The organism is Kribbella sp. NPDC004138, assembly GCF_053603655.1.
On sequence record NZ_JBSGFZ010000043.1, the window covers coordinates 24,861 to 46,636 of the forward strand.

A 21,776-nucleotide genomic window follows, 5' to 3' on the forward strand; every position below is an offset into this window, starting at 1 on the left:
CCGGACAACGAGATTCCGTGACCAGACGCGATCCTTCGTCCCACGCCGCGGCCGGCATCTCCGTCGCCGCGATCGCCGATGCCGCCCTGGCCGTCATCCGCACTGACGGCGTGGACGGCGTCACGATGCGCGCGGTCGCAGAGCGTCTACGCGTCCGTGCCCCGTCGCTCTACCATCACGTTCACAACAAGTCGGAGCTTCTCGATCTGGTCGCCCGAAACGCCTTCGACCAGTTCACCGCGGACGCCACGGCGTACGAGGAGCTCACGACCGTCGACGAGTGGATCGAGCTCACCCGGTCAGGCTCGCTCGAGTTGCGCGCCTTCTACGCCGACCATCCAGGGCTCGCCGGACTGATCCAGTCCAAGGCGGCACCGGACCGAGACCAGGGCGCCGGCTCCCGGGCCGCGTTGATCCGCGCCCAGGTCGAGGCGCTCGTGCGCATCGGCGTGCCGGAACCCGACGCGCGTCACCTCTTCGAAGTCACCGCCAGATGGAGCCTCGCCGCCGTCGTGTCCGATCCCCCCGAGGACCTGTTCGCCGCCGGCCTCGACCTGTTCCTGTACGGCGTACGCGCCCGGTTGCTCGAGCTGCTCAGCTGACGGTCGCCAGCCACAGCTCGGCGTACCGCTTGCCGTCCACCGCCGTCGCGACCCGGATCGGCGTCGCCGGTCCGTGCGGGTCGTTCGCGACATCGGCCGCGTGCCGCGTGTCGACGATCGTCCGGCCGCGCGACCAGCCGCCGGACAACTCGATCCGCACCGGGTACTCCCGGGTCGTCAGGCCGGGCGGGTCGATCACCGCGCACACCGCGCCGCCGTCGCCGATGCTCCCGCCGTCGGACCCGAACCGCTCGCTGCGCTTCTCGATCAGCTTCCCGGCCAGCTCCGCCGAGGGGGATCCGCTCAGCGCACGGGCCTGGTCCAGTGTCACGACGACGTCGTAGAAGACGTCCAGGCCGTACATGGTGAGCGGGATGCCGAGGTCGCGGGACGCGGCTAGCACGATCGCGGCCGCCTCCGGATCGGTCCAGATGTTGAACTCCGCCGACGCCGTCGCATTCCCGATCCCGGCGGCTCCGCCCATGAAGACGATCTCGCGCAGCCCACGCGCCGCCTCCGGGTACGTCCGCAGCAACAGCGCGATGTTCGTCAACGGCGCCAGCGGGATCAGCGTGATCAGCTCACCGGTCGCGGCGGCGTCCCGCAATACGTCACGCAACAGCTCGACCGCATGCCGGGGGTCGGTCGGCCGCGTCGACCGCGGCCAGTCCAGGTCGCCGAGCCCGTCCTCACCGTGCACGTGCCGCGCCGCCCGCACCGGCTGGATCAGCGGTACGGCGGCACCGCGAGCCACCGGTACGTCGGGACGGCCCGCGGCGTCGAGCACCGTGAGGGTGTTGCGCACGACATCGTCGATGCCGACGTTCCCGCCGGCGCATGTCACTGCCTTCAGGTCGAGCCCGGGATGCCGCGCCGCCAGCAGCAGCGCACACGCATCGTCCAGTCCTGTGTCGACGTCGAGAATCACCGGCTTCATGCGCACATCCTCGGGCATGCCGCTCAGGAGCGCACCAAGCGTGCGATCGCGGCGGACGCCTCCTTGATCTTCTGGTCGGCCTCCGGACCGCCGGTCGCGGCGGCGTCGACCACGCAATGCGCGAGGTGGTCGTCGAGCAGGCCGAGTGCGACCGATTCGAGCGCCTTCGTCATCGCCGAGATCTGGGTGAGGATGTCGATGCAGTACTTCTCGTCCTCGACCATCCGCTGCAGCCCGCGGGCCTGGCCCTCGATGCGCTTGAGTCGCGCGAGGTACGCCTTCTTGTCGCCGATGTAACCGTGCTGCGCATGCTCGCCGGCCGGTTCGGTCACGCTCACCACATCCTCCCTGGGTCCTGCTGAACCCTATCGCCCACGGGATCACTCTTGCGCGTTTGGTGGATACCCCCCTATGGTATCCGAGCAATCCAAGCTATACCCCATACCCGTAGGGAGTTTAGATATGAGTGAGACGACGTCGTCGCGGCGGTGGTGGGCGCTGGCCGTCATCGCCGCGGCGCAGTTCATGGTGATCATGGACACCTCGATCGTCGGCGTCGCGCTGCCGAAGATGCAGTCCGACCTCGGCTTCGGCCCGGGCAACCTGTCGTGGGTCTTCAATGCGTACGTCGTGGCGTTCGGCGGGCTGCTGCTGCTCGGCGGCCGGTTGTCGGACCTGCTCGGCGCCCGTCGCGTCTTCGCGGCCGGCTGGGGCGTCCTGCTCGTGGGGTCGCTCGTCGCGGGGCTCGCGACCGGTGTCGGTGCCGAACTCGCGGGCCGGGCGGTGCAAGGCATCGGCGCCGCGCTGATCGCCCCGTCGGCGCTGACGCTGCTGATGATGCTGTTCGGCGCGAACCCGCGTGAGCTGACCAAGGCGATCGCGCTGTACGGCGCTGCGGCCCCGGCCGGCGGCACGGCGGGCGTGTTCCTCGGCGGTGTGATCACCGAGTACCTGTCGTGGCCGTGGGTGTTCTACCTGAACGTCCCGATCGCGCTGGCGGCCCTGCTCGCCACGCCGGCGTTGATGCCGCGGGCCGCCGCCCGACCCGGATCTGTCGACGTCTTCGGCGCGCTGACCGTGACCGGTGGACTGGCCGTGGGCGTCTACGCGATCGTCCGCGCTCCGCAGGTCGGTTGGGCGTCGGCGTCGACGCTGCTGGTCGGCGCGCTGGCCGTCGTACTGCTCGGTGTGTTCGTCTTCGTGCAGGCCAAGCGGCGGGAGCCGTTGATGCGGCTCGGGATCTTCGCGACGCCGAACCTGGCCGCGGCCAACGTGGCGCAGTTCCTGCTGGGTGCGGCCTGGGTCCCGATGTGGTTCTTCCTGAATCTCTACCTGCAGCAGGTCCTCGGGCTGAGTGCGTTCCCGAGCGGGGCGGCGCTGTTGCCGATGACCACGTTCATCATGCTCGGGATGATCGTCGTCGCGCCGAAGCTGATCGCCAAGGTCGGCCCGAAGAACACCCTCGTCGGCGGTATGACGGTCCTCACCGCCGGACTGGTGATCTTGTCGCTGCTGCGTCCGACCGGCTCGTTCTGGCTCGACGTACTGCCGGGATCGCTCGTCGCGGCGGCCGGCATGTCGCTGGCGTTCATCCCGAGCCTCGGCATCGCCCTGTCGTCGGCGCGACCCGAGGAGGGCGGACTGGCGTCCGGCATCGTGAACACCAGCTACCAGATCGGTTCCGCGCTGGGGCTGGCCGCGATGACCGCGGTGGCTGCTGCGAACGGCGCCGACCTGCTGGACGACGCGGTGGCGCTGACCAACGGGTATTCGGCGGCGCTCATCGGCGCCGCGGTGATCGCGGCCGCGGGCGCCGTCCTGGCCGGTGTGACACTGCGGACACGGAAGGCTCCGGCTGAGCCCGGAGCGGAGACCGTTGCGACCGGCCGATGAGCTGTGGACAACTCCCCGGGGCGGCTTCGGCCGGCTCCGGGGAGTGGTCTGTGCGGGCCGTAGTTTGCGCCTCGAAAGGGTCGTCGCGGTGACGCCACGCGGGAGTACACGGGGCCGCCTCGGTGTTGAAATCTGTGACACGCCCGGGCAATCCGGGCGTGCTTGCAAACTGTCGGAGCAGCGATCTAGGATCCCTATATGTAGTGGTTACACGGGTGTAATTTTCCACAGGTAGTGGTTGGTTGCACACAGGTTCTACACAAGTTGTCCCCAGGCCGATCCACAACCCACCCCCTCCGGGGTGGTCACGGGAGGAGTGTTCGCGTGCACTGTCCGTATTGCCGGCACGCCGACTCCCGGGTGGTCGACAGCCGGGTGGCCGAGGACGGCGGAGCGATCCGCCGCCGGCGGCAGTGCCCGGTCTGCGAGAAGCGGTTCACCACCGTCGAGCAGATGCAGCTCACGGTCGTGAAGCGCTCCGGCGCGACCGAGCCGTTCAGCCGCGAGAAGGTCATCAACGGGGTCGGAAAGGCGTGCAAGGGCCGGCCGGTGAACGCCGACCAGCTGGCGCGCCTGGGTCAGAAGGTCGAGGACGCGCTGAAGGGCGGCGGCTCGCCGGAGGTGCCCGCGCACGAGGTCGGACTGGCGATCCTCGGGCCGCTGCGGGAGCTCGACGAGGTCGCGTACCTACGGTTCGCGAGCGTGTACCGGCAGTTCGAGTCGGCTGACGACTTCGAGACCGAGATCGCGCTGCTGCGGGCCGAGAAGGAGCCGCAGGGCACCGAGCCGGGCCAGTTGAAGCCGACCCAATAACCGGCCCAGTAGACGTAAACCGGGGGAACGAGAAGTAGTTCCACAAGTAGTGGCGTCGCGCAGTACTCCAACGGGGCGGTCCCGACAGACCGCGGTAGTAGACACAGGGCGAGGAGCAACCATGACAGAGACGGTGACCGGCCACTCGGGGTCGACCAAGAGGTCGGCGGCCGGGTTCCGGGGGCGCAAGAACGCGCCCGCGGGACTCACCATCGAGCGAGTCTTCAGCACCGAAGGCGTGCACCCGTACGACGAGGTGACGTGGGAGCGTCGCGACGTCGTGCAGCAGAACTGGAAGACGGGTGAGACGGTCTTCGAGCAGCGCGGGGTGGAGTTCCCCGACTTCTGGAGCGTGAACGCCTCCACCATCGTCACCACGAAGTACTTCCGCGGCGCACTCGGCCACGACAACCGGGAGTGGAGCCTCAAGCAACTGCTCGACCGGGTCGTGAAGACCTACCGCAAGGCCGGCGAGGAGCACGGCTACTTCACGTCGCCGCAGGACGCCGAGGTCTTCGAGCAGGAGATCACCTGGCTGCTGCTGCACCAGTACTTCAGCTTCAACTCGCCGGTCTGGTTCAACGTCGGGACGTCCTCGCCGCAGCAGGTGTCGGCCTGCTTCATCCTCGCCGTGGACGACTCGATGGAGTCGATCCTGAACTGGTACAAGGAAGAGGGCCTGATCTTCAAGGGCGGCTCGGGCGCCGGCCTGAACCTGTCCCGGATCCGCTCCTCGAAGGAGCTGCTCCAGTCCTCCGGCGGCACCGCGTCCGGCCCGGTCAGCTTCATGCGCGGCGCGGACGCGTCGGCCGGCACCATCAAGTCCGGCGGCGCCACCCGGCGCGCGGCGAAGATGGTCGTGCTCGACGTCGACCACCCCGACATCGAGGAGTTCGTCGACACCAAGATGCGCGAGGAGGAGAAGATCCGGGTCCTGCGGGACGCGGGCTTCGACATGGACCTCGGCGGTCGCGACATCACCTCCGTGCAGTACCAGAACGCGAACAACTCGGTCCGGGTCTCGGACGAGTTCATGCGTGCGGTCGAGGAGAAGGGCGAGTTCGGGCTGCGTGCGCGGCTGGACAACTCGGTGATCGAGACCGTCGACGCGCGGGAGCTGTTCGACAAGATCTCGCAGGCCGCGTGGGCCTGCGCCGACCCGGGCCTGCAGTACGACGACACGATCAACGACTGGCACACCACGCCGGAGACGGGCCGGATCACCGCGTCCAACCCGTGCTCGGAGTACATGCACCTGGACAACTCGTCCTGCAACCTCGCCTCGCTGAACCTGATGAAGTTCCTCCGCGACGACGACCTGTTCGACTCGGAGAAGTTCGTCCAGGCCGTCGAGCTGATCATCACCGCGATGGACATCTCGATCTGCTTCGCGGACTTCCCGACCGAGGCGATCGGCGTCACCACCCGTGCGTACCGGCAGCTCGGCATCGGCTACGCGAACCTCGGTGCGTTGCTGATGGCAACGGGTCACGCGTACGACTCCGACGGCGGCCGCGCGCTCGCCGGCGCGATCACCTCGCTGATGACCGGTACGTCGTACAAGCGGTCCGCCGAGCTGGCCGGCATCGTCGGCGCCTACGAGGGCTTCGAGCGGAACAAGGACGCCCACACCCGAGTGATGCGCAAGCACGCCGCGGCGAACGACGCGATCCGGACCGTGCACGAGATCGACAAGGACGTCCAGAAGCACGCCACCGCGGCGTGGGAGGGCGTGCTGAAGATCGGCACGAAGAACGGCTGGCGGAACGCGCAGGCCTCGGTGCTCGCGCCGACCGGCACCATCGGCTTCATGATGGACTGCGACACGACCGGTATCGAGCCGGACTTCTCGCTGGTCAAGTTCAAGAAGCTGGTCGGCGGCGGTTCGATGCAGATCGTCAACACGACGGTCCCGCGGGCGCTGCGTCAGTACGGCTACACCGAGGAGACGATCGAGGCGATCGTCGAGTTCATCTCGGAGCACGGCCACGTCGTGGACGCGCCGGGCCTGAAGCCAGAGCACTACGAGATCTTCGACACCGCGATGGGTGAGCGGGCCATCAAGCCGATGGGCCACGTGCGGATGATGGCGGCGGCGCAGCCGTTCCTGTCCGGCGCGATCTCGAAGACGGTGAACCTGCCGGAGACCGCGACGGTCGAGGAGATCGCCGACGTCTACTTCCAGGGCTGGAAGCTCGGCCTGAAGGCGCTCGCGGTGTACCGCGACAACTGCAAGGTCGGTCAGCCGCTGGCGGACGCCAAGGCGAAGAAGGCTTCGGAGGCTGTTGCCGCCGAAGCTGCCGTCGCGGAGAAGATCGTCGAGAAGGTCATCGAGTACCGGCCGACCCGCAAGCGCCTGCCGAAGTCGCGGCCGTCGCGGACCACGTCGTTCACCGTCGGTGGCGCCGAGGGCTACATGACCGCCGGCTCGTACCCGGACGACGGTCTCGGCGAGGTCTTCCTGAAGATGGGCAAGCAGGGCTCGACGCTTGCCGGTGTGATGGACGCCTTCTCGATCGCGATCTCGATCGCGCTGCAGCACGGTGTGCCGCTGGAGACCTACGTCCAGAAGTTCACCAACCTGAAGTTCGAGCCCGCCGGTCTGACCGACGACCCGGACGTCCGGATGGCGCAGTCGATCATGGACTACATCTTCCGCCGCCTGGCGCTGGACTACCTGCCGTTCGACGAGCGGGCCGCCCTGGGCATCTACTCGGCGGAGGAGCGGTCCCGTCAGCTCGACACCGGTTCGTACGAGCCGGTTCCGGTCGAGGTGTCCGAGGCCGAGTCGCTGAAGACGGTCGAGCCGGCTGCCGAGATCGAGAAGCCCGCTGCGGTGGAGGCCGCCTCGGCGAGGCCGGTGAAGGGCGAGGCGCACACCACCGCCGAGATGCTGGAACTCATCACCGGCACCTCCGTGGACGCCCCGCTCTGCTTCACCTGCGGCACGAAGATGCGCCCGAGCGGCTCCTGCTACGTCTGCGAGGGCTGCGGCAGCACCTCCGGCTGCAGCTGATCCACCGGCCGGTCCAGCCGGCACCAGCTGAAAGCGCCACGGCCCCCGGGAACTTCCCACTTCCCCCGGGGGCCGCAGCGCGTCTACCGTCGAGCTGTGGAGGGGATCGACGGTCTCCTCGCAGCCGGGGAGAACGCCCTCGGCGCCGGGGACTGGGTCGCGGCTCGGGCCGCGTTCGGCGAGTCGGTCACCATCTCGGCAACGGCCCGGGGTCTGGCCGGACTGGGGGACGCCCACTGGTGGCTCGGCGACGTCGGCGCCGCGTTCGCCTGCTGGGAACTGGCCTACGGGTACTACCGTCGTACCGATCCCGCGCAGGCCGTGTTCACGGCGATCGGCCTGAGCCTGCTGTACGACGCCAACTTCGGTGACCGTGCCGCGGCGCGGGGCTGGGCCGCGCGGGCGGTCCGGGTCTCGTCGCAGGTCGGCAATCCGGTCGTGGCTGCGTGGGCGTCGCTCGCGCGGGCAGGCTGTACGGACGACGCATCGCAGGCCGCCGCGGCGTCCGAGGCGGCGTACGAGGTCGGGGTCGAGGCGGGGGATCACGATCTTGAGTTGTGCGCCTTGAGTTTGTGGGGTTCGGCGCTGATCAACCGGGGACACGTGCTCGAGGGCACGGAGTTGCTGGACGAGGCGCTGGCGGGTGCGATCGGCGGTGAAGACACCCGGCTCGACACAGTCGTCTTCACCAGTTGTCTCCTGATGCGCTCCTGCGTCCGCGGCGCCGATTTCCTGCGCGTCGTGCAGTGGACCCGATCGCTCGACGGCTTCATCGAGCGGTACGGCTGTCCGTACCTGCACGCGACGTGCCGGGCGTCGTACGGCGCTGTTCTCGCCAGCACCGGTGATTGGCCGCGGGCCGAGACGGAGCTGTCCGCGGCTGCGGAGCTCGCGCGGGACGCGTTGCCGGCCGTGCAGGCCGAGGCAGCCGCGTTTCTCGCCGATCTTCGCTTGGCGCAGGGGCGACTGGCCGAGGCACGGCGGCTTCTCATCGGGTTCGAGGACCGCTCCGTCGTACAGCCTGTGCTTGCCGCCGTTCAGCTGGCCGGCGGCCAACCGGCGGTGGCGATCTCGCTGATCCGACACCAGCTCGATCGGGCCACGCCGTTGGAGGAGGCTCGGCTGCGGGAAGTGCTCGGTCGAGCCTGTCTGGCAACCGGTGACACGGCCGGTGCTGCCGCGGAGGCTGCTCGGCTGACTGCGCTCGGCTCCATGACCGACAGCGGTCTGATCGCTGCCCGCGGCGCCCGGCTGTGTGGCGTGACCTTGATCGCGGACGGTCGGCATCATGACGCAGTGCCACGGCTTTCGGCGGCGCAGACCTGGTTCGGCTTGCTGGAGATGCCGCTCGAGGTCGCGCGCACCCGGATGCTGCTGGCCGACGCCATGGCTCCCGATGAGCCGGCTGCTGCGGTCGCGGAGGCGCGGATGGCTCTGGCGGTGTTCGAGGACCTTGGCGCTGCGCTGGACGCCGATGCGGCTGCGGCCTGGCTCCGCGCGGCCGGCGCGGGTGCGGCCCGCCGTGGACCTCGTGGTGTCGCGCTGCTGACGAAGCGCGAGTACGACGTACTGGCCGTACTCGCGGAGGGCCTGCCGAATCCGGAGATCGCTGCCCGGCTGTACATCAGCCGCCGGACCGTCGAGCATCACGTGGCGAGCATCCTGTCCAAGCTCGGCGTACAAGACCGGACCGAGGCCGCCGCCTGCCTGACGAGGGCGACCGAATAGGCCTTGCCAGCAATGTGTACTGGTCGTTGGGAAGCACGGTCAGCCGGAGACGTAGCTGACCGCGACGACGCTCGAACTGCTGCCTTGGTCGACCTTCTTGCCATTGACAACCAGTACGACGCTGATGCCGTCGGCCCCCTTGGTCTTGCGGAGATTGACGGTATACGCCCCCTTCGAGGACCTGACCTGGAAGGTCGCGGAACCACAGCCCTGCTTCGTGGTGGTACCGATTCTGCCCGCCCAGCAGGTCCTGGTCGACGTCGTGATCTTGACCGTGGCGCCGGACTGCGCCGTCGGTTTCGGCTTTCCCTTGCTGCTGGTCGACCTGCCGCCGGGCGTCGTGGTGTCGAGCGGCTCGCAGGCGGTCAAGCCGAGCGTCACCAGGGCAGCGACCGTAGGGACGACCCATCGACGGACAGACATGGTGCGACCTCCCGTCAGCCGGTCTCGATCGTGACCTTCGGCGTCACACTGACCGGCTTCAGTTCCTTCCGGACCAGCGCGTCGATCCCGGACGACGCAGGCATGTTCTTCGCCGCCGCGAGGCGATCGGCCTTGGTCCGGGACGAGAGCTGAGCCTGGAGCTCATTGGCCAGCGCCTCCAGCTGCTGCCGGCCCTGGCGGGAGAATGCGCGGTGCTTGCTGGTGACGACCACGAACTGCACCGCGACGGCCGCTGACGTGCAACCGCTGCAGGCGGCGTTCACCGCGAAGGCGCGGTTCCGGGCAGCCAGCGTCGTACCGGGCCGGATCACGACGACCTGGACGGAGACACTCGTGGCGCGACAGTTGCTGCAGCTCGACCACGCGTTGGCGAGGTTGTCCGCTGTCGGCTTCTTCGCCTTGTTCACATAGACCACCTGTACGGCGGCCGCCGTACCCCTGCACCCGTCGCAGGTGGCGGAAGCGCTCGCCACCGCATCAGCTTGCACACGTTTGCCCCGCGCCCGCTCGACCATGGCGGTGCGGTCCGTGTCCGAACCGCCCGGTGTCCCCGGGTTGGCCGACGCGACCAGATCCAGGTCCTGGCCTTTTCGGAACGTCACCATGCTCGCGGTACCGGTCGCACTCGCGAGCAGGGACGCGATCACCAAGATGACTTCGAATCGCCGGCTCATGACACTCCTTCGGGGGTGGTGGACGGGTCGGTCAGCGTTCCGGTGGTCCAGCGGTTCACTGCAAAGCCGTCAGCGACCAGTTCCGCCAGCTCGAGGTAGGCGTCGCGGGTGCCCGGGCGCAGGTCGTTCAAATCGACCGCGGCGCCACTGTCCAGTGCCGGATCCCAGGGGATCCGGACTGTTCCGGCGCAGCGGGAGGAGAAGTGGTTCTCGATCTCGTCGAGTTGCAGCCAGCGTTGCCGGCCTCTGGTCGTGTTGATCACCGCGACCGCCGACGCCACCAGGTCGGCGTGCCCGTGCTGGTCCAGCCAGTCCAGCGTCCCGGCCGCGACCCGTGCTCCGTCGAGTGCGGGTGGCATCACAACGACGATCTGGTCCGCCTCGCGCAGGATCCCCTGGATGGCGCTGTCGAGAATGCCGGTGCCGGTGTCGACGAGGATCATGTTGTAGTGCTGCGTGAGCAGGTCGAGTACGACCCGGTAGTCCCTGGCTCCCAGGGCCTGACTGATCGTCGGGTCGTCGTCCGACGCGATGACCTCCAGTCGGCTGGGGGCCTGCGAGGTGTACTCGCGCAGGTCGGCGTACTTGGTGATGAGGTCGCGTTCCCCCAGAAGGTTGGTGACCGTGGCCGGCGACTCCCGCCGTACCCGGTAGCCGAGCGAACCCGCATCCGGATTGGCGTCCAGCGCAACCACCCGATCTCCGCGGTACATGGCGAGGGTATGGCCGAGCATCAGGGTCGTGGTCGTCTTCCCGGCCCCGCCCTTGCGGCTCAGGGTGACCACGCGCCGCGGACCGCGCAGCGGCGTACGAACGCGATCGATCCGCTCCTGCCGGCGTTGCTCGGCAGGACTGGGACCTACGTTGATCCGGCCGCTCGAGACGACGTACAGCCCGTGACGCCAGCCATGTCGCGGTGGTGGGAGCCGGTGGTGGAGCATCCGTTCCTCGGTGAACGCGGCCGCGCCGGGGAGTTCGGTGTCCATGGGCTCCTCCTCGGCAGGCTCTGGTGGCTCGGCATGCCGGGACCGCACCGCGCGTACGACGTGCAGCACCGACCGAACCAGGACGACGCTGAGGCCGATGATCGGGATCGTGATCGCCAGCAGCGAGAGGAACGCGACGACCGCGGCGCCGATCTCACCTGCCGCGGCGAGTCCGGTCGCGCTGCTCCACAGCTCCGCGGAGCGATCCCAGAAGTTCGCGAGGTAGCTCGGCGCGTTCCAGGTGAGAAGTCCGAGTCCGATGAGGAGCGCCGGCACAGTGATGAGTACCCACGTCGTGACAACGACCCGGGTGCGTAGCCGCAGCTGAGCGACGCCGGCGGCGGCGCGACCTCCGGGGAGGAGACTCCACAGGATCGGCCGGACGTGCCCGAACAGGTTCGGCACTCCGGCGAGATCGCCGAGGATGTAATAGCCGTCGAACCGGACGATGGGCAGCAGTTGCTGAGCGATCTCCAGGTGGGACAGGGCGATGATCGCCAGCAGCGGGGTCCATCCGGTCTGTAGATACAGACCGGCCGAGGCGACGATGAACACCGCGTTGAAGTAGACCCCACCCAGGTCGGTTCGTAAACGGCCGGCGCGGTTCAGCCGGTACGCGGTGGTGACGTTGGTGTAGAAGGCGGGAATCCACAGATAGATGCCGACGCCGATGCGCCCCGGCTTGGCTCCGCCGTAATGGCAGCCGGCCGCGTGCCCGAACTCGTGGAACAGCGTTGCCGCCAGCAACAAGATCAGTACGGCGATGACGCCGGCCGGTTCGACCAGTGCGGCGAACACGTCGGACGGTGCCATGCTGGTCACGATCCAGACGTCGAACGCGAGGACCGACGCCAGGACCGCGACGATGACCGGGAGGTGGAACAGCGGCGCGAGGACGCGTGCGATCACCCGGACCGGACCGGCCGGCAGCAGGACGCCGCGGACGCTCAGCGCCAGCAGTGGATCCGCCTTGCGCTGCCCGACCGGCGCGCCGTTCCACAGCGCGACCAGGCCGGACGGTCCGAGCTTCTCCTGGATGAGCTTGATCAGGTCGTCGGGATCGAGCCGGTGACCGTACTCCCGGCTGACCCGATCGGCCAGCAGGTCGGTGGACGCATGCCCGTCGGCGTTCTCGACGATCAGGTAGAGCAGCTTCGTGAGCAGGACCATCTGCCGGTCGGCCCGCTCGGCCAGGTACCGCTCGTCCCGGAACCCGGAGCCCTCGTACCGCCCGAGCAGCCGCACGCCGGCCACTCGGCGCGGCCTCGGCCCACCTCGTACCGGCACCGTGCGAATGCCGCTCTCCGTCGCAGTCACGACCCCGCCCCCTACCGTTGCCTCGCGTTCCCCCGGAGACCGCCCGCACGCACCCGCCCGCCGCGGCAGGCGCCGGGCGGGAACGTGATGCCGCTGGAACCAGCCTTGGAACCAGTACTTGAGCTAGCGCTGGAAGGCGGCCACATGCTGCAGGGCAATGGCGGTCGCGTTGGAGCCGACCGATGCGGCGTTCACCGCGATCGCCAGGTTGACAGCTGTGATGTTGGTGATGTTGATCAGTGCCAACGCCTCCCGGGCCGGGAGCAGCTCGGCCGACTGGCCGGCCATTTCCGTCCGGGAGATCCTGCCGAGATCCGTCATCGAAACCCCCTCGGTACTGCGGCGTGCGGACGGCGAACCCGATGCTCACCGCCCGCACACCCGATCCGGCGCTGTCAGCGCTGCTTGACCACGATCGACTGGAAGGCCGCGGCCTTGGCCACCGACCAGTACGACGACGCGTTCAGCGCGACCGCCGTGTTGGACGCGTAGATGTTCGCCCAGTTGTAACCGCCCAGCGCTTCCCGTTCCGGAAGGACCTGGCATTCCTCCAGGTCGAGCTCTACCGCCGTCAGTTTCTCGTTCATGAGTCACCCCCTCCGTGCGATCCGGTGCTCCCAGCCAGTGGATGCCGGGCCACATGATCACAGCGCTGTCACATCGCTGTCCCGGTGTTGTCCCGGCGTTGTCACAGCGTTGTCAGGAATGCGGTGGTCGACGTAACCGACTGGGCCGAGGGATCGTTGCCTCATCGTGGGTCTTCCGGTTGTCCGTGCTGGGCACGGCGCGAGGCAGCGGTCAGTCGGCCCGTGGGGGAGTGGATCATGACCGATCAGAGGCAGTCCGGGGGCGGTTCCGTGCCCGACGCGGCGGTGATGGTCATCCGGGTCTGGCGGGAGACCGACGAGGCGACCGGCCTGCGCGCTCGCATCATCCAGGTGTCCGACCTCGGAGGAGAGGTTGAAACGACCGTCGTGGTGACGTCCGCGGAGGCGGTCTACGACGAAGTCCGAGCCTGGCTCGAGGCCTTCGTCGGGCGAAACTGAGTCTTGACAACGGGCCGGTCCTGGCCAATGGTGCAAGGAAGTACGTGGCGGTTGGTGGTTCGGCCGTTACACACAGCGGGGACAGACTGCGAGCAACACAGCCGTGGGGCAGGGCTCGTCCGATGCGCGCCGCCTCAGCGAGGGGGGCCGTGCGGTGCGAACATTCCTGCGAGGTGAGCTGCGCCTGCAACTGCTGGGCGACTGGCTCCTGACGGTAACGGACCCGGCAACCACACCATCCCTTGCACAGAACGGTTCTCCTGCTCCGGCACCCAACGGCTGGCCCGCCGAAGGTTCGAACGGTTCGCCCGACCTGGCGGCGAACAGTTGGCCCGCCCAATGGCCGAGCGGTTGGCCCGCCCAAGGGTCGACCGGTTCTCCTGGCCCGGAGCTGACCGGTTCTCCGGGCCCGGAGCCGACCGGTTCTCCGGGCCCGGAGCCGAACGGTTCGCCCGGCCCGGCACCCAACTGCTGGCCCGGCCCGGCAGCCAACGGTCGGCCCGCCCAAGGATCGAACGGTTCGACAGGCCCGGCGGCGAACAGTTGGCCCGCCCATGGTCCGAGCGGTTGGCCCACCCAAGGATCGAACGGTTCTCCTGCCCCGGCAGCCAACGGTCGGCCCGCCCGAGGGCCGAACGGTTCTCCCGGCCCGGCGGCGAACAGTTGGCCCACCCAAGGGCCGAGCGGTTGGCCCGCCCAAGTCTCGGGCGGTTCTGGTGGCCCGGAGCCGGACGGTTCTCCTGGCCCGGGGCCGAACGGTTCGCCCGCCCCGGCACCCAACGGTCGGCCCGCCCGAGTGTCGGGGGGTTCTCGTGGCCCGGAGCCGGACGGTTCGCCCGCGCCGGCACCGAACGGGTTTCCCGCCCCGCCACCGAACGGGTTTCCCGCCGCGCAGGTCGACGGTCCCACCGACCTGTCGTCGCCCGCATCTGGCACCGACCCCAGCCGCCTGACGGCGCCCGCCAACGGTTCAGCGGCGCCGGTGCACGACGGACCTCCCGAGAGCCGACCCGATTACGTGTTCGCCCAGGGCTACGACGGACCTCTTCCGGCCGGAGACGCTCGTTCCGCCGCGACGTACCGCGACGGTTCGCCCGCGACGTATCCCGACCGCTCCTTCGAGCACCCGTCGTACGGACCCTCTCCCGACCTGTCCCACGGCTACCCGGCCGCAGCACACTCGGCGTACGACCGTCTTTCCACACCTCTCGCGCGGCAGGCCGACGACGGTTCCGCGCCGACGGTACGGCAGATCGATCTGCCGGCGGGACCGAAGAACCTGATCGCCCTACTGGCGCTCAACGGCCGGTGCGCCCGGACCCACGCGGCCGCGACCCTCTGGCCGGACTGCACCGACGACGTCGCCGCAGCCCGTCTCCGCGCCGTCCTCTGGCGCCTCCGGCACCGGCACGTCGACGTACCGCCCCTGATCGAGATCGGCGATTCCTCGCTGGCCCTGAGCGACGCGGTCGCCGTCGACGTCGACCGCTTCCGCGACGGCGCCGAGCTGCTCATCCGCGACCCCGACAACGGCAGCACCGACGCCGAGGACGCCGCCGACGCGGTCTTGCACTCGGCCGAACTGCTGCCCGGCTGGTACGACGACTGGGTCCTCGCCGCCCGGGAACGCCTGCAGTACCTTCGCCTTGGCGCACTCGACGCTCTCGCCACCCGCCGCCGGAAACAGGGCCGTACCCACGAAACCCTCGAGGCCGCCCGCGCCGCGATCAGCATCGAGCCGCTCCACGAGAGTGCTCATCGCACGATCGTCCGAACCCATCTCGACAACGGCGACATCGTCGAAGCCATCAAGCACTTCCACCGCTTCGAAGCCATGCTCGAGCGAGAACTGGGCCTGCCACCCAGCCCTCTCTTCCTCGAGCTGGTCGGCCCCTATTTGGCGCTCTCGTCCCACAGACCAGCCCACCCAGACTGACGATCCCGCCAGAGGGCCGGACCAAGCTGCGCCGGATCAAACTGCCCGGGAGGTCAGGAATCAGTGACCGGTGTGATCCGAGTCCGCGGCGGGCCGGGCGGTTCCGTCGAGGCCGGCAAGCGCGGACAGCTCGCCGTCGGTCAGGTCGAAGTCGAAGATCGCCAGGTTCTCCGCAAGCCGCCCGCGATCGGCCGACTTCGGGATCGGCACGACGTCCTGCTGCGTCTCCCACCGCAGGACGACCTGCCCCGCCGACCGCTCGTGAGCCTTCGCGATCTGCCGCACCGTCGGGTGACTGAGCAGGTCGGTTCCTTTCCCGAGCGGACTCCATGCTTCGGTGACGATCCCGTGCGCCGCATGGAACTCCCGCTCGGCCGCCTTCGCCCACACCGGGCTCAGCTGGACCTGGTTCACCTCCGGCGCGACGCCGGTCTCGTCGATCAGCCGTTGCAGGTGCGCCGGCTTGAAGTTCGACGTACCGATCGCGCGCACCAGGCCCGCCTCGCGAAGCGTGATGAGCCCCTGCCACGCCTCGACGTACCGGTCCTGCTGGGGGTTGGGCCAGTGGATGAGCAGGAGGTCCAGGTATTCGACGCGGAGTTTCTCCGCGCTCGCCTCGAACGCCTGACGAGCGCCGTCGACGCTGTGCCAGCGCTTGTTGAACTTCGACGTCACGAACACCTCGCCGCGCGGGGCGTTCTTCAGCGCCCGGCCGACGCCGGTCTCGTTGCGATAGTTCTCCGCGGTGTCGATCAGGCGATACCCGAGCTCGAGCGCCGTGCCGACCGCCCGCTCGGCATCCGCGTCGTTCATCGGCGATGTCCCGAGCCCGATCCGCGGCACCGCGGTCCCGTGACTCAGCGTGACCGTCGGAACCTGCTTCATCGGTTTCCTCCTTCGGCGTCCGTGCCCGGCCCACGATAGGCCGATCACGGTCCGCACCGATTCCCGCGGCCTCCGATCCGCCGTACGACGTACGGTTCGGGCGGGCCGTCTCAGTACCGCCCCACCCGCGCGCGAACTGTCGGATCTGTGGTTCATCATGGTGCGACGGGCCGCGAAAAGTGGGGAAAAGCGTTGGAGGGGTGGGCTTATGAAGAACCGGCTGATCACTCTGGTGGATCTGGGTCTGGACAGTTCGTTCGACGCGTCGATGTCGTTCGTCCAGGGCATCACCGGCAACATCAACGCCGGCTGGGACCGCCCGTACCTCGATGTCAACTTCGTCCGGACCCGGGACCACGAGACCGCGTTCTCGGCTCTCACCACCCCGTCGACCGTCCTGCACGTGATGGCACACGGTGACCACAGCGAGGAGCCGTCGTTCCTGTCCACCGACGGTGAGACCCAGGTGTCGCTGCGGTCGCTCGCCGACTGGTTCCTCGATCACCAGTGGGGTATCGCCAGCGGCGTCGTCATCGCCGACGGCTGCAAGACCGGCATCGGCAAATGGCAACGCGCGATCCGCGACTGCATCCAGGACGACATCACCTACATCGGCACGAGCACGGTCATCGGGTGGTATGAAGCCACCGTCTTCTGCTCCGCCTTCTACGGCGCTCTGGTCCGCAACCGCGGCCTCGGCCGGACTCCCGCCGAGCAAGGCTGGGACGCGGCCAACCGAGCCATCCGCGCCTACGAAACCCTCACCGACCAACGCTGCCCCTACAAACCCGTCCTCCTGACTCCTTCCCGCCAGGCCCTGCGCTCGCTCACCGGCTGACCGACACGCAGAGCAATCGCCACGCTCCGCAGCGCATGGGAAACTTTCTGTGGACTTGGTCCACCTGCTGACGTCCGCCCGACGCAGTGAAGGAACGGCGCCATGAAGCTCCATCGGAACTCCCTCCTCACCGCTGCGGCGATCGTGCTGGTTCTGTACGTCGTTTCGCTGGTCGCCGGTCTGCCGGCGTGGGCGGCTGTCGTGCTGATCGTGGTGCTGCTGGTGTTGCTGGCCGTTGTGTGGAAGCAGCCCGACGAGCCCCGTCCGGTGGTCACCAAGCCGGCGCCGACGCCTCACGTCGTCCGCCCGGACCCGGAGCCGGTCTTCTCCGGGCCGCCGTCCAGGACGGTCGCTGACGTGCGGTTGCCGTCGGCCTCTCCGGACTTCCAGTTCAGCTTCTCGGCGATCGTGCAGTGGTCGACGGTCCTGTCGGGTTCGCGCCACGCGGACCTCGGTGCGGTCGCGGTCGACGCCTTGCTGGACAGGGCGCGATCGCTCACCGCCCGGCAGCAGGTGACGGAGGAGTCCCTCAACCAGCACCGCCTGGCCGCGCTCCTCGGCGAGCCCGCGCTGGACGAGAAGGGCCTGGTCCGCAGTTGGGCCACCGAGGTAAGGCTCAGGCTGCCGGACGCAGACCAGAAGCACCTGCAGCACCTCGCTGCGCTGCACCGGCGGGAGCAGACCACGCTGCTCGAACGCCGCATGGAGCAAGACAAACGTGCCTACCTGAAGGACGACGTCTTCGCGACGCCAGGCTCGGCCGCGGTCTGGTGGATGGTGAACCACCCGGGCGAGGTCGAAAGCGCGCTCGGCCTCCTCGACACCCTCGCCGAACTGTCGGCCGCGGCGAACGATCTCCCGGTCCGGCGAGCCGCCGCCGAGGAGATCGAACGCCGACGGCCGACCCGCGCCGAACTCGCCTTCAGCACGGCAGTCGAGGAGCTGACCGACACCGACCAGGACGGAACCACGCCCGACCCGGCCTGCTCGCTCACTACATCCGAGCAGCGCCCGATCCCACGACAGGGCGGTCACGAAACCCGTCCCACCAGGTCGGACCAGAACGATCCCGCCCTCAAGCAGAACGATTCCGCCGCCAAGCAGGCCCGCTCCGCCCTCGAATGGAACGGCTCCGCGCCCGAGCAGAACGGTTCCGCCGTGGAGCAAGCCCGCCCCGCCTCCGAGCAGAACGGTTCCGCCAAGCAGGCCCGCTCCGTCCTCGAGCAAGACGGCTCCGCCCCCGAGCGTTCCGCGCAGGCGGCGGATGCGCCGTACCGGGAGCAGTTCTTCACCGAGTAGGCCGGTGAGGCGGGCTGTCTGCAGGGTGGGCCCGCCCCACCGGAGTCGACCGCGCATGCCTACTCGTCCAGCCAGCGGATCACGGTCGCCCCGTTGTGACCGTGAATCGCGAGCAACGCGTCGATCCCGTCCTGCCACACGGTCGTGGTCGGGTAGTTGCCGCCCCAGCGCAGCGCGACCGTGCCGTCGCTCCACTCGATCCCCTCCGCGACAACGCCCGTACCACTCACGCCGGAGATGTCGCGGTGGCGGACCAGCTCGAAGCGGCGTGGTCCGGACGTGTGTGCGACGCGCAGATGACGCTGCCTGGTGTTGCGCAGCAGCGTCGCGGTTCTCCCGCTGATCTCGTCCATGAGGTAAGTCAACGCGTGGTCCGGCGTCCTCACCAGGAACTCAACCGGTATCCACAGCGCACAAATTCTGCCCACCAGCGGTGACCGAAACGCCATATTCTCATTGCAGGGAGTAATCGACGTGGAAGGAGCGGCACAGATGACAGTCATCGAGGAATGGACCGGCCGGCACGCGCACGCCTTGCGTACGGCGCTGCGGCTGACGAATGAAGCCTTCGCCGAGCAGCTCGGGATATCGCCGCGCACGCTCACCAAATGGCGCGAGAGACCAGAGGTCGTGCCCAGCCCCTATCTCCAGCAGGCACTCGACACCTATCTCGAGAAGGCGCCGCCCGACGCTCATGTCCGGTTCGCCGCCAACCTCGGGCTGGACCGCGCCGGCGTGCCGCTCGACAACGCTGTGCTGACCGAGCTCAATACGGCGCTCGGCGACCTGGCCCGGGCTCTGGCACGCCTTCAGGCGCAGGACCCGGAGCGATCTGCGTCATCGTGACCGCCGGGGCAGGCAGACTGGGCGGCTGAGCGCGTGCGGAAGGAGCCGCGGATGAGGCGACGCCCGGTGAACTCGTCGAGTGTGCGATCGGTCGCATGGTCCGACGGGACGCTGGAGCTCGAGTACGTCAACGGCTACGTCTACCAGTACTTGGACGTTCCGCAGCCGGAGTATGCGGCGCTCATGGCCGCGCCGAGCATCGGCTCGTACGTCAACAAACACATCAAGCCGTACTACGACGTTCGCGAACTCTGAGTTTCCGCTCGTTTCCCGACGGGCACTTGGGAGGCGTTCACACGGGGGTGTGCGCCCAACCCTGGAGGTGAACATGCGCACTCGTAGGTCCTCTGCGACTGGTTCCCGAGCTGTTGCGATCATTGCTGTGGTCTGGCTGCTGATCGGTTTCGCGGCCGCCGCGCAACGCAACTACTTCGCAGGCTCCGACGCGACCTGCGCCAGAGTCGGTACCACGCTGGTGACGATCGTGGCCGGCCCGCTCAACTACATCGGCGCCAACCCGAAGATCGACTGCTCGGCGCCGCAGCCGTCGCGATAACGGCTGCCGCGAGCCCTGTCCGCCGTACTGTCGCTGCGAGGTCTCCGACAGAACCGGCGAGGGGCAGGGACATGCTGCGCGGTGGAATCGAAGCCGATCTGGACGAGTTCGGTGTGCCGGGTGCGAGCTGGGTCGTGTTCGAGGACGGTGCGGTCGCCGAGACCGGGGGAGCCGGCGTCGTCGACGTGTCGGGTGGTGGGCCTGTCACGCCGACGACGCTGTTCCAGGCGGCCTCGATCAGCAAGCCGGTCGCCGTGCTGGCGATGCTGAGGCTGGTCGATCGCGGCCTCCTGGACCTCGACGAGGACGTGAACCGCAAGTTGACGTCCTGGCAGGTTCCGCCGGTTGGGCAATGGCAGCCCGCGGTCACGCTTCGTCAGCTGGCGAGCCATAGCGCCGGCCTGACGGTCTCCGGCTTTCCTGGATACACGCGCGATGCGGCGTTGCCGGCGACAGCACAGATCCTCGACGGCGTGCGGCCGGCCACGAATATCGGCGTACGCGTCGATCTCGTGCCGGGAACGCAGTTCCGGTACTCCGGGGGCGGCACAACGGTGATCCAGCAACTGCTAGAGGACGTGACGGGTACGCCGTTCCGTGAGCTCATGCAGGAGTTGGTGCTGCAACCGCTCGGTATGTCCGACAGCGACTACGCGCAACCGCTTCCACCGGAGCTCCACCCGAGAGCAGCCACTGGACACGACGACGCCGGCAGCCCGCTGGACGGGAAGTGGGACGTGTATCCGCAGCTGGCCGCCGCGGGGCTCTGGACGACGCCGACGGACCTGGCGAAGTTCGCTCTAGGTGTGCAGCGTGCGTACGCCGGGGCGGATCACGCGGTGCTATCGGTCGAGCTCGCGAGGGAGATGCTGACTCCACAGATCGCAGCGACCTCACGCATCGGCGGGCTGAACCACTTGGGCCTCGGCCTGTTTCTGGACGAGTCGGGCAGCCGCTACGGACACAGTGGCGGCAACGCAGGCTTCTGCTGCCACATGTTGGCGCACCGCGACACCCGGAAGGGCGCTGTGGTGATGACTAACGGGGATGCGGGGACATGGGTCGTACTGCGTGCGTTCGCCGCCATCGCGTCCGCGTACGGATGGTCCGGCTACCCGGATGAGCTCGAGGACCCTGATCTGCCGACGGATGACCAGCTGGGCGCGCTGGCGGGGGCGTATTCGCTGGGCAACGGGATGACCTTCGTGGTGGAGCCGGCGGCGCGAGGGCTGGGAGTGCGGTTCGACGGGCAGCCGCCGCTGCAGTTCAGAGCGCTGTCTTCGGAACGGTTCGCTGGAGACGGTGTCGACGTGCAGCTCGAAGTCCGGGACGGCGGTCTGGCGCTTCGGCAGGGCGGTGCGGAGTTCGTCTGCGTCCGGGAATAGGTCGTGGGGGAGGGCGGTTACACCTCATGCCGTCCGGAACATGACCCCGGGCCTCAACCTCAGCCGCTACGAGCGGCCACTCGCCGAGAGGCGTCTGCTGGGCGGTGCAGTGCGTGACAGGTGGGAGCCGATTCGGCTCCCACCGCGTCGTTCCCCAGGTCGTTCCACGAAAACGACTTGTGTGGGTACGGCATGATGGAAGTGTCGCTCGCGGAGACGCGTGCGAGTGGAGTGACCAGAGGGATCAGCACTGCTTCCCTCGACGCCGGAAGACCGGTGCCGAGGGCAGGTGCCGGGAGGCTCGGACGAGGTCCGGGACCCCGATTTGCATCTGCACCGCGAATGTCAGTAATGTCCTTCTTGTTGGAGCGAAGCGCAGGACGCGGAAGCGGCCGGCCCTCTGACAAACTCCCTGAAGGTCTCGGAAGCCGAAACACGCCTCGGCGGGTTTCGGACGCTGAGTCGCGCAGGGGGGCTGGATCGAAAAGAGCCGATTTGACCGGCTCGGGTCGAAACAGTAAAGTTTGGCGGGTTGCCCCGGAGCTTCGAACGAGAGTGCGAAGCGCGGTGTGCGT

At 68.6% G+C, this 21,776-nt stretch carries 22 protein-coding genes; 13 read left to right on the plus strand and 9 right to left on the minus strand.

All coding sequences use genetic code 11. The features are described from left to right. Positions 1 to 17: 17 nt before the first annotated feature. Positions 18 to 602 (plus strand): TetR/AcrR family transcriptional regulator, encoded by a 585-nt coding sequence (locus ACWEOO_RS40055; RefSeq protein ID WP_452147512.1) that lies wholly within the window; start codon positions 18 to 20, stop codon positions 600 to 602. On the opposite strand, the gene ACWEOO_RS40060 is transcribed toward ACWEOO_RS40055, so the two are convergent. Together ACWEOO_RS40060 and ACWEOO_RS40065 are read right to left on the minus strand one after the other, a co-directional pair. Further along, positions 595 to 1,539: a nucleoside hydrolase gene (locus ACWEOO_RS40060; RefSeq protein WP_452147513.1), complete on the minus strand. Its 945-nt coding sequence runs from the start codon at positions 1,537 to 1,539 to the stop codon at positions 595 to 597. The genes ACWEOO_RS40055 and ACWEOO_RS40060 overlap by 8 nt on opposite strands. Positions 1,540 to 1,562: 23 nt before the next feature. Next, on the minus strand, positions 1,563 to 1,871 hold the full coding sequence (locus tag ACWEOO_RS40065; RefSeq protein WP_452147527.1) for a metal-sensitive transcriptional regulator: 309 nt from the start codon (positions 1,869 to 1,871) through the stop codon (positions 1,563 to 1,565). Between the two features lie 130 nt (positions 1,872 to 2,001). Between ACWEOO_RS40065 and ACWEOO_RS40070 the strand changes: the two genes are divergently transcribed. The 4 genes from ACWEOO_RS40070 (at position 2,002) to ACWEOO_RS40085 (ending at position 8,989) form a co-directional block, all read left to right on the plus strand. Beyond that, a complete protein-coding gene (locus ACWEOO_RS40070) occupies positions 2,002 to 3,432 on the plus strand; it encodes an MFS transporter (RefSeq protein ID WP_452147514.1) in 1,431 nt (476 codons plus the stop codon). Between the two features lie 324 nt (positions 3,433 to 3,756). Next, complete coding sequence (gene nrdR, locus ACWEOO_RS40075; RefSeq protein WP_167208700.1) at positions 3,757 to 4,245, plus strand: transcriptional regulator NrdR; 489 nt, start codon at positions 3,757 to 3,759, stop codon at positions 4,243 to 4,245. A 121-nt stretch (positions 4,246 to 4,366) separates the two neighbouring features. Further along, positions 4,367 to 7,261, plus strand: coding sequence for a vitamin B12-dependent ribonucleotide reductase (locus tag ACWEOO_RS40080; protein ID WP_452147515.1), 2,895 nt, complete (start codon positions 4,367 to 4,369; stop codon positions 7,259 to 7,261). Between the two features lie 96 nt (positions 7,262 to 7,357). Next, positions 7,358 to 8,989 (plus strand): LuxR C-terminal-related transcriptional regulator, encoded by a 1,632-nt coding sequence (locus tag ACWEOO_RS40085; protein ID WP_452147516.1) that lies wholly within the window; start codon positions 7,358 to 7,360, stop codon positions 8,987 to 8,989. A gap of 39 nt (positions 8,990 to 9,028) precedes the next feature. Here ACWEOO_RS40085 and ACWEOO_RS40090 read toward each other — a convergent pair whose 3' ends face one another. The 5 genes from ACWEOO_RS40090 to ACWEOO_RS40110 form a co-directional block, all read right to left on the minus strand. Continuing rightward, positions 9,029 to 9,412, minus strand: a complete 384-nt coding sequence (locus ACWEOO_RS40090; protein WP_452147517.1) for a hypothetical protein — start codon at positions 9,410 to 9,412, stop codon at positions 9,029 to 9,031. 14 nt (positions 9,413 to 9,426) lie between these two features. Next, on the minus strand, positions 9,427 to 10,107 hold the full coding sequence (locus ACWEOO_RS40095; RefSeq protein ID WP_452147518.1) for a hypothetical protein: 681 nt from the start codon (positions 10,105 to 10,107) through the stop codon (positions 9,427 to 9,429). Beyond that, entirely contained in the window at positions 10,104 to 12,410 is a 2,307-nt protein-coding gene (locus ACWEOO_RS40100; protein ID WP_452147519.1) for an AAA family ATPase, read from the minus strand. The genes ACWEOO_RS40095 and ACWEOO_RS40100 overlap by 4 nt, the downstream gene beginning before the upstream one ends. Positions 12,411 to 12,533: 123 nt before the next feature. Beyond that, positions 12,534 to 12,731, minus strand: a complete 198-nt coding sequence (locus ACWEOO_RS40105; protein WP_355699343.1) for a hypothetical protein — start codon at positions 12,729 to 12,731, stop codon at positions 12,534 to 12,536. Between the two features lie 74 nt (positions 12,732 to 12,805). Continuing rightward, positions 12,806 to 12,997 (minus strand): hypothetical protein, encoded by a 192-nt coding sequence (locus ACWEOO_RS40110; RefSeq protein WP_359941982.1) that lies wholly within the window; start codon positions 12,995 to 12,997, stop codon positions 12,806 to 12,808. Between the two features lie 237 nt (positions 12,998 to 13,234). Between ACWEOO_RS40110 and ACWEOO_RS40115 the strand changes: the two genes are divergently transcribed. Further along, the gene (locus ACWEOO_RS40115) at positions 13,235 to 13,456 is read left to right on the plus strand and encodes a hypothetical protein (RefSeq protein ID WP_452147520.1); all 222 of its coding nucleotides are present in this window, start codon (positions 13,235 to 13,237) and stop codon (positions 13,454 to 13,456) included. Between the two features lie 982 nt (positions 13,457 to 14,438). Then, positions 14,439 to 15,392, plus strand: a complete 954-nt coding sequence (locus tag ACWEOO_RS40120) for an AfsR/SARP family transcriptional regulator (protein WP_452147521.1) — start codon at positions 14,439 to 14,441, stop codon at positions 15,390 to 15,392. A gap of 60 nt (positions 15,393 to 15,452) precedes the next feature. Here the strand turns inward: ACWEOO_RS40120 and ACWEOO_RS40125 are convergent, their stop codons facing one another. After that, complete coding sequence (locus ACWEOO_RS40125) at positions 15,453 to 16,277, minus strand: aldo/keto reductase (protein ID WP_452147522.1); 825 nt, start codon at positions 16,275 to 16,277, stop codon at positions 15,453 to 15,455. Positions 16,278 to 16,485: 208 nt separating this feature from the next. On the opposite strand from ACWEOO_RS40125, the gene ACWEOO_RS40130 reads away from it, so the two are divergent. Continuing rightward, a complete protein-coding gene (locus tag ACWEOO_RS40130) occupies positions 16,486 to 17,115 on the plus strand; it encodes a hypothetical protein (RefSeq protein ID WP_355699348.1) in 630 nt (209 codons plus the stop codon). A 102-nt stretch (positions 17,116 to 17,217) separates the two neighbouring features. Next, positions 17,218 to 18,414, plus strand: coding sequence for a hypothetical protein (locus ACWEOO_RS40135; RefSeq protein WP_452147523.1), 1,197 nt, complete (start codon positions 17,218 to 17,220; stop codon positions 18,412 to 18,414). A gap of 59 nt (positions 18,415 to 18,473) precedes the next feature. On the opposite strand, the gene ACWEOO_RS40140 is transcribed toward ACWEOO_RS40135, so the two are convergent. After that, entirely contained in the window at positions 18,474 to 18,767 is a 294-nt protein-coding gene (locus tag ACWEOO_RS40140) for a hypothetical protein (protein WP_363714561.1), read from the minus strand. A 139-nt stretch (positions 18,768 to 18,906) separates the two neighbouring features. Between ACWEOO_RS40140 and ACWEOO_RS40145 the strand changes: the two genes are divergently transcribed. From ACWEOO_RS40145 to ACWEOO_RS40160, 4 genes are all read left to right on the plus strand, one after another. Beyond that, a complete protein-coding gene (locus tag ACWEOO_RS40145) occupies positions 18,907 to 19,260 on the plus strand; it encodes a helix-turn-helix domain-containing protein (protein ID WP_452147524.1) in 354 nt (117 codons plus the stop codon). A 51-nt stretch (positions 19,261 to 19,311) separates the two neighbouring features. Further along, on the plus strand, positions 19,312 to 19,515 hold the full coding sequence (locus tag ACWEOO_RS40150) for a KTSC domain-containing protein (protein ID WP_452147525.1): 204 nt from the start codon (positions 19,312 to 19,314) through the stop codon (positions 19,513 to 19,515). A 127-nt stretch (positions 19,516 to 19,642) separates the two neighbouring features. Beyond that, positions 19,643 to 19,816 (plus strand): hypothetical protein, encoded by a 174-nt coding sequence (locus ACWEOO_RS40155; protein WP_355699353.1) that lies wholly within the window; start codon positions 19,643 to 19,645, stop codon positions 19,814 to 19,816. A gap of 71 nt (positions 19,817 to 19,887) precedes the next feature. Continuing rightward, positions 19,888 to 21,201, plus strand: a complete 1,314-nt coding sequence (locus ACWEOO_RS40160; RefSeq protein ID WP_452147526.1) for a serine hydrolase domain-containing protein — start codon at positions 19,888 to 19,890, stop codon at positions 21,199 to 21,201. Positions 21,202 to 21,776: the final 575 nt, after the last annotated feature.